The sequence below is a fragment of the Flavobacterium sp. genome (assembly GCF_044373165.1).
GTDB lineage: Bacteria > Bacteroidota > Bacteroidia > Flavobacteriales > Flavobacteriaceae > Flavobacterium.
Window position 1 is genome coordinate 1 of the sequence record NZ_JBILQL010000027.1, and the last position, 11,469, is coordinate 11,469.

Here is an 11,469-nt window from a genome sequence, read left to right on the forward strand (position 1 = left end):
CCGGTCATCACATTAACTGCTCCTAATTCGGTTAGCTGTCCTTTTTCGAAACCTTCGAGACTCGGATTTAATTCGTCATTGTATAATTTTTCAAAAGAAGGATTATGAATGATTTCTTGAACGTTATTGATGCCGTATTGGTCTAACGAAATCGATTTCGTAATTTGAGCGTAGTTCTCCATAAAATTGAGTTTGTGTTGTATTATGAATCTGAGTACAAAGGTAAAAATTAAATTTCAGAAACTATTTTTTTCTCAGAATATTATTTTTTACGAAGTGTTAAATTCCACAACAACATCGCCCAGCCCAGTATTAATAAGGCTCCGCCAATTGGAGTTACTATCCCGATTGGTCTGAAATCAATTCCAGTAACTGTCTTGGTAGCCAAAACATAAATAGAACCCGAAAAGAAAATTACCCCCACTACAACCATTTGAAAGATTGTTTTTTTGACTTTTTCGTTTACCAAACTTGTCAACCCCAAAAACAACAAAAAAAGAGCATGGTACATTTGGTATTTTACTCCGGTTTCAAAGGTAACCAATTCCTCATCTGTCAATGCCTTTTTTAAAGCATGCGCTCCGAAAGCGCCTAAAATAATAGCGGTCATTCCTAAAATTACGGCAAAGCTTGTGATTTTTCTCTCCATCGGATTTGTTTTTAAATACTATTTTGCAAATTTATCCGTTATCGATTAAGAATTAAAGTAATTTCACTTTTCTTTTGTCCTGAAGTTTCGGAAATACCTTTTTTTAAATTTTATATTTGCAGCATAATTTTCAACTATGAAAAAAATATTTTTTAGCATTTGTACACTATTCTTTTTAGGATTTACAAATTTGGGTTTCGGGCAAACTATCAAACCCGGAGAACGTTTGGTCTTTGCCGGCTCTTATAATATGAGCGGATTGATGACCCAATTGGCACAAGTAACCATGAGCACTGAATCCGTATCGACTTCTAAAAACACTTATTTGCACTTAAGTTGCGAACTGTCGACTTACAGCAAATGGGATTCGTTTTTTAAAATTAGAGATCTTTATGAATCTTATGTAAATCCGGCCAACTTAAAACCGAACTTATACAAAAGAAGCATAGATGAAGGCGGTTACACCAAAAAAGAAAAATACGTTTTCAAAAGCAACACGGTCAACAGCACCATGAAGCGAAAAAACAAACCGGAAACGCAAAAAACATTCAGCATTGGCGGGTCAACGCAAGATGTGATTTCTCTTTTGTATAAAGTCAGAACCCTTGATTTCAGTAAGTTTAAAGTGGGACAAACCCAAAACTTAATGATTGTTTTCGATGAAAAGCAAATTCCGGTTACCTTAAAATACATGGGGAAAGAAACCGTTAACGCCGGAAATTTAGGAAAAAAAGAATGTTACAAGTTGTCTATAGGAGCGAAAACCGATGCTTTAAGAGGCAAAGACAAAAACCTAATTTGGCTCACCGCGGATGCTAAAAAAATCCCTGCTTTACTCAAATTCAGCATTCCTGTCGGGACCGGACAGTTAACACTAACCTCAGCAACCGGCATTTAATGTAAATATCATGAGAAAACTATTTTTAATCTTAACAGTTGTTTTTAGTATACTCGGTATCACTTTCACGTTACTACCATTAGACACTTTAGCCTTTTTACCCATTGGATTAGCCCTTATTTTTGGTTTATTAACGCTTAAGCAATCTGAAGCATCCCAGAAAAAACTCCCTAAAATTTTACTGATCATAGCTGCCTTGTGTTCCGCTGTGGTTTTAGGCAAAACATTACTCATTAAAGACGAAGTTGCCACGGATACGCAATTCGAACAACAAAAAATAGAGACCAAAAAAGAAGCCCAAAAAGAACTCGAAGAACTGGAAGGTATAGAATAATCAAAAGCCCATCGTATTAGATGGGCTTTTTTGATTGACTCAAATATTCATACCTTTGTAGCACAACAAACAAACCCATGAGAAATATATTAATTATAGGCGCCGGACGCTCAGCATCATCTCTTATAAAGTACCTTTTAAGAAAATCTCCTCAAGAAAACTTAAATGTCACCATAGCCGATTTGTCTATTGAATTGGCCCGAAGAAAAACTTACAATCACCCTAATGCAACACCTATTGCATTAGACATAAATGATATTAAACAACGCCAAACCGAAATCCAAAAAGCCGATATCGTAGTTTCCATGTTGCCGGCGCACATGCACATTGAGGTAGCCAAAGACTGTATCACTTTCAAGAAAAATATGGTCACTGCTTCCTATATCTCTGAGGAAATGCAAAGTTTGGACGAAGCCGTAAAAGCCAACAACTTGATTTTTATGAATGAAGTCGGACTCGATCCCGGAATCGACCATATGAGCGCCATGAAAGTAATTGATGAAATCAAAGCCAAAGGCGGCAACATGATTTTATTCGAATCGTTTTGCGGCGGATTGATTGCTCCCGAATCCGATGATAATCTTTGGAATTACAAATTTACTTGGGCTCCGAGAAACGTAGTGTTAGCCGGTCAAGGCGGTGCCGCTAAATTCATCCAAGAAGGCAAATACAAATACATCCCTTACCACAAATTGTTCCGTCGAACCGAATTCTTCCACGTGGAAGGTTACGGCAAATTTGAAGGCTACGCCAACCGCGATTCTCTTAAATACCGCAGCATTTACGGCTTGGACGATATCTTAACTTTATACCGAGGTACGATTCGAAGAGTTGGTTTTTCCAAAGCTTGGAACATGTTCGTGCAACTGGGCATGACCGATGATTCCTATGTGATGGAAAATTCAGAAACCATGAGTTACCGCGATTTTATCAACTCATTTTTGCCATTTCACGCTTCAGATTCAGTAGAGTTAAAAACCCGAATGGCACTGGGCATCGAACAAGACGATATCATGTGGGACAAATTAATGGAACTCGATATCTTTAACGCCAATAAAATTGTCGGACTCAAAAATGCCACACCGGCCCAAATTTTAGAACGCATCCTAAACGACAAATGGACGCTGCAAACCGAAGAGAAAGACATGATTGTCATGTACCACAAATTTGGCTACGAACTCAACGGCGAAAGAAAACAAATCGATTCCAAAATGGTTTGCATCGGCGATGACCAAATTTATACCGCGATGGCCAAAACCGTAGGTTTACCGGTAGCCATGGCGACCATCCAAATCCTAAACGGCAACATCAAAACACCGGGTGTACAATTGCCGATCAAAAAAGAAGTCTACGAACCCATTTTGAAAGAATTGGCATTGCACGGCATCGTTTTCCACGAAACCGAAATGCCTTATGTAGGTTACAATCCCGATAAGTTGTTAGGGAATTAATGGTGTAACTGAGTTATTGGGAGCGAAAGGTTCGGGCATTTTTGGTATGGTAATTCCTGCTGTCCATTGCAATCTCTTCGAGGATTTCCATTCCCATCAGGGCTAAACAGGATTTCATTTTCTTTTCAGTAAACGTCAATATAAAACCAAAATTTTAATCGATTTTGGTTTTTTTGTTTAAAATCTAAAGTAAATCACTACTTTTATTTTAAATATTTGAATTATGAAAATAAATCAACTACAAATTGAGATAGACGATTTGAAATTAAAAGGAGCAAGCCCTGTGGGCTTGAGGTAGACAAGCTTTAGCTTGTTTTATTAGTCTAAAATACAATACCTATGAAAATTAATCAACTACAAATAGAAATTGATGGTATCGACAAAGAAATCCTCCGCGACCTCATGGAAGATGCCCGAAAACCCATTTTACAAATCGCCAACAAAATCGGAATCTCAGGCGCGGCCATTCACCAACGCATACGCAAACTAGAAGAAGCCGGCGTCATATCAGGTTCCAAAGTAGTCATAAACAACAAAGTCTTGGGCTACAAAACCATGGCCTTTATAGGCATTTATCTCGAAAAAGCGTCGAGCAACTCCGATGCGGTGCGCGAACTCAAAAAAATCCCCGAAGTGTTAGAATGCCATTATACTACCGGAAACTGGAGCATACTTATCAAAATCATTTGCCGCGATAACGAACACCTGATGCAATTGCTCAACAAAAAAATCCAACCGATTGAAGGCGTTTCCAGAACGGAGACTTTTATTTCTTTGGAACAGCAGATTGAAAGGCAGATACAGCTTTAGTGGTCAGTTACGAATTGTAAGGTCGTCAGTTCGAGTGGTTTTCACGGAACGCAGTGGAGTGAAAATTGTATCGAGAACCGTTGTTTATACCAAACTTCTCGATACAATTTTACAAAACAAAAACTACCGTTTTTACTTTGCAAAATCACTCGAAGTGACGAAAAAAAGATAATTGTTTTTCATGCGGTGTAACAAAACAATAGATACATTGAAAACCTTTTACTTTTGTTTACAAACATAAACCGTTTGTTCTTTAGCCCCGATTACTTCACAAATTTAATATTTGTTATTCGTATTCAGTGAATGCTCAGCATTTGCAGTGGCACGAAGTAGAACTTAAAGCGGGAATTACCATTACTGAAACTGCCCGAGCCAACCGCTCCCAAATAAAAAACCCGCTACTTTCGTAACGGGTTTGTTTTTATTCGTCTCTGGAACCTCCGAAGACTTGCAAAGCCCAATACAAGAGCGAAGCTAAAGCACCAATGGCGGCGACTACATAAGTTCGGGCGGCCCATTTCAGCGCGTCTTCAGCACCGGCATATTCTTGTTGGCTGACCATGTTTTTATTTTTTAACCAAGCCAAAGCACGGTTGCTGGCGTCATATTCTACCGGTAGAGTAATAAAGCTAAAAGCCGTGGCAATTGCCATTAGCACCAACCCTATAACGGCTATGTAAAAACCTAAACCCAATCCGGATGCTGCTCCCAAAATCAGTCCGCCAAAAATTAACCACTGGGATAACGTGGAAGAAATATTCACTATAGGCACCAACTGTGAGCGCAACTGCAACATATTATAGGCGGTGGCATGCTGTACTGCGTGACCACATTCGTGAGCGGCAACGGCTGCAGCAGCAGCGTTTCTTTGGTTGTAAACGCCTTCACTTAAATTCACCGTTTTGTCGGTTGGATTGTAGTGGTCGGTCAATTGTCCGGGTGTGGAAATGACTTTAACGTCATAAATCCCGTGGTCTTGTAGCATTTGGGCGGCAATTTCGGCACCGCTCATGCCATTGCGCAAATGCAAATGAGAGTATTCGGCAAACTTGCTCTTTAATTTAGCGCTTACGGCAAAACTGACTAAGGCAATCAAGCCGATTAAAATATAATATCCTAACATGATTTGTAAATTTTAGTTTTCAAATAGTCATCAAATGCTGCGCCAAAACAAAACCAATGACAGCTTGTCATTACAATAAGGTAATCCCAAACACAAAGCGGTTGTTGCCCGATTCCCCTATGTTGTTTAAAACACTGCCAAACTCAGATCGGTATCTTCCGCGGGTTAAGGCAAATTCGTAACCGGCATTGAGTTTGACTTCAAAACCCGATTTTCTGAACAAGTGTACAGAAGCTGAAGGACCGAAATACAACATCTGATTGGTAACATTCACATGACCGTTGTTGCTGTTCGGCTCTAAATCGTTTAAATCAATGGTGTTGTTTTTGGAGTAAATATCGTATTGACTGCCCAAATATGCCAAAGAAAGTCCGGTTGTAAAAGCAAATTTCTCTTGGTTCACTACATTATAATGCACTCTCAAACGGGTGTTAAAACCACGGTATTTCATTTCGTTATTGCCTTCTTCCGGTTTGGCAAACAAAAACCCAAACTCGATATCACCGGAATATTTTTTGGCGAATATATTGAATCCGAAAGTCAGCTCAGGGATAAAACTGTCGAGCTCAGGCAAGTTGGCATCGCTGAGTTTTTTGTTGAGATTCAAATTGTCGTTGATATTGGCATTGAAGCCGATGTAACCCTCTACTTTGACTTTTTTGGTTTTAGTAGAATCGGTTGATTTTTCCTGACTAAATCCGATAATAGAAGACAAAAGAACTACTGCAAATACTACTTTTTTCATGAGGTTTGTTTTAATGTTTACTCAAAAATAAAAAGAGAAATTAAGGCAGTTTGACTGTTTAACGTTTTGTTAGCAAATGGTGAAGGAACTGATAGAAAGAGAAAAGGGATTAGTGAAAAGTAAAACTACTTATCCCTAATCCCTTTTGACTTGTCCCTTAATTTGTTATCCTACCAAGTTAATCACTTTCCCCGGAACGATAATTACTTTATTCGGCGTTCTGCCGTCCAGTTGTTTGATAGTACGTTCGTCTGCCATTACGATTTCCTGTATTTGAGCTACGGTTAAATCCAACGGCAATGTGATGGTGAAACGCATTTTCCCGTTAAACGAAACCGGATATTCTTTTTCAGATTCTACTAAGTATTTTTCGTTTACGATTGGGAAATCTACCGTTGAAATCGAACCTTCGTGCCCTAATTGACTCCAAAGTTCTTCAGCAATATGCGGCGCATAAGGCGAAATCACTAGAGCTAATGGTTCTAAAATAGCTCTGTGGTGGCATTTTAGTTGCGCCAATTCATTCACACAAATCATAAACTGCGACACCGAAGTATTGAACGAGAAATTCTCGATATCCTCGGTTACTTTTTTGATGGTTTTGTGAAGCGATTTGTACATATCGGCTGTTGGTTCCTCGTTGGTCACAATCAAACCGTTGTCGTCAAAATACAAACGCCATAGTTTTTTTAAGAAACCTGACACTCCGGTGATTCCGGCGGTATTCCAAGGCTTGGCTTGTTCTAACGGACCAAGGAACATTTCGTATAAACGCAAGGTATCGGCGCCGTAATCGTTACAAATGTCATCCGGATTAACCACGTTGTATTTGGATTTCGACATTTTTTCGACTTCGCGACCTACGATGTATTTGCCGTTTTCTAAAATGAATTCGGCTTCTTTATAATCAGAATACAGAGGGTGATTTCTGAAAGCTTCGATGTCTAATTCGTTGGTGATGTCGTTGATGACAGACAAATCAACATGGATTGGAGTCAATGCTAATGATAACGATCGAGAAATTTTCCCAATTCCTTCTCTTTCGAAAATTCCTAATTCCGTTTCTAACTCAAGAATCTTATCAGAGATAATTTTAACAAATGAACTATCCGATTTTTTATAATTTTCAATATATCTGCCCATTCCATCAAAGAAAGATTTTGGTACAAAAATATTTTTGAATTCAGATTTCAGAGGCAATTCTTTTTCTAATGTATCTTCTGGATTATCTCCCCAAACTGATTTAACATAAAACCATTCTACTCTATAAACAAACGCACTCATCCCCAAAATCATTCCTTGATTAATCAACTTCTTGAATGGTTCTTCGGTTGGGGCGAAACCTTTGTCTTTTAAAAATTTATTCCAAAAACGGGAGTATAACAAGTGGCCGGTGGCGTGTTCGCTTCCGCCTATGTATAAATCCACGTTTTCCCAGTATTTTAAAGCGTCGGCTGAGGCGAATTCGGCGTCGTTGTGTGCGTCCATATAACGCATCCAATACCACGAACTGCCTGCCCAACCCGGCATGGTATTTAACTCTAACGGGAATATAGTTTGGTGGTCAATCCATTCGTTGCTCACTACTTTATTGGCTAAAGTATCCCACGCCCAATCCGTAGCATTACCTAAAGGTGGCTGACCGTCTTCAGTAGGTAAATATTTTTCTACTTCCGGCAACACGATGGGCAAGTGTTTGGAATCAATCATTTGCGGTAAGCCGTTTACGTAATATACCGGGAACGGTTCGCCCCAATATCTTTGGCGAGAGAAAACCGCGTCGCGCAAACGGTAATTGGTTTTGCCTTTTCCTTGTCCGATACGTTCCAGTTCCTCGATGATTTTTTTCGTGCCGTCTTTGTAACCCAAACCGTTTAGGAAATCGGAGTTGATTAATTCAAAACCTGATTTTTCGCCATAAGCGGTTTCAGAAATATCTTGGTTGAAAATGTTTTTGATTTCCGGCATGCCTTTTTGGCCTTTGAAGAAATTGGCAAACGCATAATCTCTTTCATCGCCACAAGGTACGGCCATAACTGCACCGGTTCCGTAGCCTGCTAATACGTAATCGCCAATCCAAACCGGAATCGGTTCTTTGGTGAATGGATGCTCAGCGAAAGCTCCGGTAAAGACTCCGGAGATGGTTTTTACATCGGCCATTCTTTCTCTTTCGGAACGTTTGGCAGTGGCTTCTACATAAGCTTCGACAGCGGCTTTTTGTTCCGGTGTAGTAATTTGCGAAACCAATTCGTGTTCCGGAGCTAAGGTCATGAAGGTTACTCCGAAAATGGTGTCGGGTCTTGTCGTAAATACTTCTATTTCGTACTTTGTACTTCGTACTTTAAACTTTACGCTTGCTCCGACAGACTTTCCAATCCAGTTGCGTTGTGATTCTTTAATCGATTCGCTCCAGTCTATGGTTTCTAGTCCTTGCAATAATCTTTCGGCATAAGCGGAGATTCTCATCGACCATTGGGTCATTTTTTTGCGGATGACCGGATGACCGCCGCGTTCGGAAACGCCGTTTACGATTTCGTCATTGGCCAATACCGTTCCGAGTGCCGGACACCAATTGACTTCGGTTTCGGCCAAATAGGTTAATCGGTATTGCAATAGTATTTTTTGCTGTTCTTCGGAAGAAAATGCGTTCCATTCGGCTGCGGTTAATGGCGTGATGTTGTCATCGCAAACCGCATTTACAGTGGTGTTTCCTTCTTTTGAAAATAGGGTAACTAAAGTCGAAATGTCTTCGGCTTTGTCAGTGTTGTTATTGTACCACGAGTTGAACAGTTGAATGAAAATCCACTGCGTGTGTTTGTAATAATCGGCGTTGGAAGTGCGTACTTCTCTACTCCAATCGAAGGAGAAACCAATTTTGTCCAATTGCTCACGGTAACGCGCAATATTTTCGCGAGTGGTTTTCTCCGGATGTTGCCCGGTTTGTATGGCGTATTGTTCGGCCGGCAATCCAAAAGAATCGTAGCCTTGTGGATGTAACACGTTAAAACCTTTATGGCGTTTGAAACGCGCCACGATATCCGAAGCGATATAACCCAGCGGATGCCCTACGTGTAAACCGGCTCCGGAAGGATAAGGAAACATGTCGAGTACGTAATATTTAGGTTGTCGGTTGTCGGTTGTTGGTTGTTGGGCTTTGAAAGTTTGGTGCTCTGCCCAATATTTTTGCCATTTTTCTTCAACTTTTTCGTGATGGTATTTCATGTTGTCCTAACAAGATTTTTAATTATAATGATCAATTGTGAAAGTGGCCGACAACCGTCAACCGACAACCAACAACTAAATCGTCGGCAAATTTACATTTAATATAATAAAGTTAAAAGTTTGTGCGTTATAAAGGAGAAAAACAATTTTCTTTATTATTTTTACCCCATAAAATACAGTGTATGGCATCATCATTTGAAAAGTTTCAGAAACGCAGAGTAATTACCTCTTATTTTTCGGTAGTTTTGAGTATCTTTTTAGTACTTTTTTTATTGGGTTTATTGGGGCTTTTTGTGTTGAATTCCAAGCGAATTTCCAACAACTTTAAAGAAGAAATTGCAATGACGGTTTTCTTTAAAAACGATGCCAACGACACCATCATCAAAGCCTTTGACAGCGAGTTGAAAACGGCCAAATTTGCCAAATCTTACGAATACATTTCCAAAGAAAAAGCCGCCGAGATGCACAAAAAAGATATAGGCGAAGATTTTATGCAGTTTTTAGGGGTAAATCCGTTGCAAAACTCTTTCGATATCTATTTGAAAGCCGATTATGTGGTGAACGACAGTATTGCTAAAATCCAAAATCGTTTGCGCAAAAACGAAATGATAGCAGACATAGTATATGACAAACAACTGGTAGATAAAGTAAATGACAAGATTCAGGAGGTGAGTTTGTGGATACTGATTTTCAGCGGTATTTTTGCTGTGATTTCGGTGTTGCTCATCAACAGTTCCTTGCGTTTGTCGATTTATGCGAATCGCTTTATCATCAAAACCATGCAAATGGTGGGCGCTACCAAATCGTTCATCAGAAAACCGTTTATCAGAAGAAGCCTGATTTTAGGATTAATTGGTTCTTTATTGGCTGTAGTAGCACTAATAGGCGTTTTAGTTTATTTTGAAACCAACTATGACAACTTGGGTATTTTAGAAAACAAGTTGGCTATTGGTGCCGTACTCTTAGGCGTTGTGGTATTGGGATTACTCATTACTTGGTTGAGTACCTTTTTTGCCACCCAGCGTTTTTTGAACTTGAGAACCGACGATTTATACTAGTGTTCAGTGCTCAGAAGGCAGTGTTCAGTTAAAAAAATAAAAATATTCAGCTAAATGAAAAACAACGAGCAACAACCGGATTTTCTTTTTGAAAAAGTAAACTATAAAATATTACTCATAGGAATTGCTGTGATTGCCCTTGGCTTTATCTTAATGAGCGGCGGTGGAAGCGATGACCCAAAAGTATTCAACGAAGATGTGTTCAGTTTCCGCAGAATCCGTTTGGCACCAACCGTAGTTTTGATTGGTTTCGGAATTACTATTTATTCTATCTTTAAAAAGAACAAACAATAGTATTCATCTTTAGTTTTCAGCTAGTAAAATTTTTCCAACTGAAAACTGAAAACTGAAAACTGAACACTACAAATTATGGATTACATTCAAGCGATACTCATCGCCATAGTGGAAGGCTTAACCGAATACTTGCCGGTTTCTTCAACGGCACACATGATTTTCACGAGTTCCTTTTTTGGTATACAAGAAGATGATTTTGTAAAACTGTTTCAGGTTTCTATACAATTTGGGGCAATTTTGGCGGTAGTAGTTTTGTATTGGCGAAAGTTTTTCGATTTCAGCAAACTTAACTTTTACCTGAAGCTCGCTTGTGCCGTAATTCCGGCTTTGGTTTTAGGAAAAATATTCGATGATAAAATTGACGCCGTACTCGGCAACCCTATTCCCATTGCGATTGTACTGATTATTGGTGGTGTAGTTTTATTGTTTATTGATGATCGTTTTAACCATCCTACGGTAACAAATGAAGAAGACATCTCAATTAAAAAAGCAGTCACTATCGGCCTTTGGCAATGTTTGGCCATGATGCCGGGCACCAGTCGTTCAGCCGCTTCTATTATTGGCGGCATGCAACAAGGATTGACACGTGAAACAGCAGCGGAATTCTCGTTCTTTTTGGCCGTTCCAACGATGTTGGCGGTAACAACTTACTCCTTGTTCCTGAAAACCTATGAAGTATCGCAATTAAAAGGATACGAATTGTTAACCCAATCTTCCGACAATTTGAAAATGTTTTTGTTGGGCAATGTTGTGGCTTTTATTGTGGCGGTGATAGCCATTAAGTTTTTCATCGGCATCATCAAAAAATACGGCTTCAAACCTTGGGGTTATTACCGAATTATAGCCGGTGTAGCCTTGCTAATTTATTTCTCTTTAAATAAATAA

General features: G+C 39.3%; 11 protein-coding genes and 1 pseudogene. 7 read left to right on the plus strand and 5 right to left on the minus strand.

All coding sequences use genetic code 11. The features are described from left to right. Both ACIQ32_RS05505 and ACIQ32_RS05510 read right to left on the minus strand, forming a co-directional pair. A pseudogene (locus ACIQ32_RS05505) lies at positions 1–182 on the minus strand (phosphoenolpyruvate carboxykinase (ATP)); the annotation flags it as partial. Between the two features lie 80 nt (positions 183–262). Beyond that, positions 263–649 carry a DUF423 domain-containing protein gene (locus ACIQ32_RS05510; protein ID WP_396194691.1) on the minus strand — a complete coding sequence of 129 codons (387 nt, stop codon included), beginning with the start codon at positions 647–649 and terminating at the stop codon, positions 263–265. A 136-nt stretch (positions 650–785) separates the two neighbouring features. Here ACIQ32_RS05510 and ACIQ32_RS05515 point away from each other — a divergent pair, with 136 nt between their 5' ends. The 4 genes from ACIQ32_RS05515 (at position 786) to ACIQ32_RS05530 (ending at position 4,142) form a co-directional block, all read left to right on the plus strand. Next, positions 786–1,547 (plus strand): DUF3108 domain-containing protein, encoded by a 762-nt coding sequence (locus ACIQ32_RS05515; RefSeq protein ID WP_396194692.1) that lies wholly within the window; start codon positions 786–788, stop codon positions 1,545–1,547. Between the two features lie 10 nt (positions 1,548–1,557). Continuing rightward, the gene (locus ACIQ32_RS05520) at positions 1,558–1,881 is read left to right on the plus strand and encodes a hypothetical protein (protein WP_396194693.1); all 324 of its coding nucleotides are present in this window, start codon (positions 1,558–1,560) and stop codon (positions 1,879–1,881) included. Between the two features lie 77 nt (positions 1,882–1,958). Next, positions 1,959–3,332, plus strand: a complete 1,374-nt coding sequence (locus ACIQ32_RS05525) for a saccharopine dehydrogenase family protein (RefSeq protein WP_396194694.1) — start codon at positions 1,959–1,961, stop codon at positions 3,330–3,332. A 339-nt stretch (positions 3,333–3,671) separates the two neighbouring features. Continuing rightward, on the plus strand, positions 3,672–4,142 hold the full coding sequence (locus tag ACIQ32_RS05530) for an Lrp/AsnC family transcriptional regulator (RefSeq protein ID WP_396194695.1): 471 nt from the start codon (positions 3,672–3,674) through the stop codon (positions 4,140–4,142). Between the two features lie 421 nt (positions 4,143–4,563). On the opposite strand, the gene ACIQ32_RS05535 is transcribed toward ACIQ32_RS05530, so the two are convergent. From ACIQ32_RS05535 to ACIQ32_RS05545, 3 genes are all read right to left on the minus strand, one after another. Further along, positions 4,564–5,265, minus strand: coding sequence for a zinc metallopeptidase (locus ACIQ32_RS05535; RefSeq protein WP_396194696.1), 702 nt, complete (start codon positions 5,263–5,265; stop codon positions 4,564–4,566). Between the two features lie 70 nt (positions 5,266–5,335). Further along, positions 5,336–6,010, minus strand: coding sequence for a hypothetical protein (locus tag ACIQ32_RS05540; protein WP_396194697.1), 675 nt, complete (start codon positions 6,008–6,010; stop codon positions 5,336–5,338). Between the two features lie 165 nt (positions 6,011–6,175). Then, a complete protein-coding gene (locus tag ACIQ32_RS05545; RefSeq protein WP_396194698.1) occupies positions 6,176–9,232 on the minus strand; it encodes a leucine--tRNA ligase in 3,057 nt (1,018 codons plus the stop codon). A 182-nt stretch (positions 9,233–9,414) separates the two neighbouring features. Here ACIQ32_RS05545 and ACIQ32_RS05550 point away from each other — a divergent pair, with 182 nt between their 5' ends. The 3 genes from ACIQ32_RS05550 (at position 9,415) to ACIQ32_RS05560 (ending at position 11,469) form a co-directional block, all read left to right on the plus strand. Continuing rightward, positions 9,415–10,290: a cell division protein FtsX gene (locus tag ACIQ32_RS05550; RefSeq protein WP_396194699.1), complete on the plus strand. Its 876-nt coding sequence runs from the start codon at positions 9,415–9,417 to the stop codon at positions 10,288–10,290. A gap of 54 nt (positions 10,291–10,344) precedes the next feature. Next, positions 10,345–10,584 (plus strand): DUF3098 domain-containing protein, encoded by a 240-nt coding sequence (locus ACIQ32_RS05555; protein ID WP_396194700.1) that lies wholly within the window; start codon positions 10,345–10,347, stop codon positions 10,582–10,584. 75 nt (positions 10,585–10,659) lie between these two features. Then, positions 10,660–11,469 (plus strand): undecaprenyl-diphosphate phosphatase, encoded by an 810-nt coding sequence (locus ACIQ32_RS05560; protein WP_396194701.1) that lies wholly within the window; start codon positions 10,660–10,662, stop codon positions 11,467–11,469.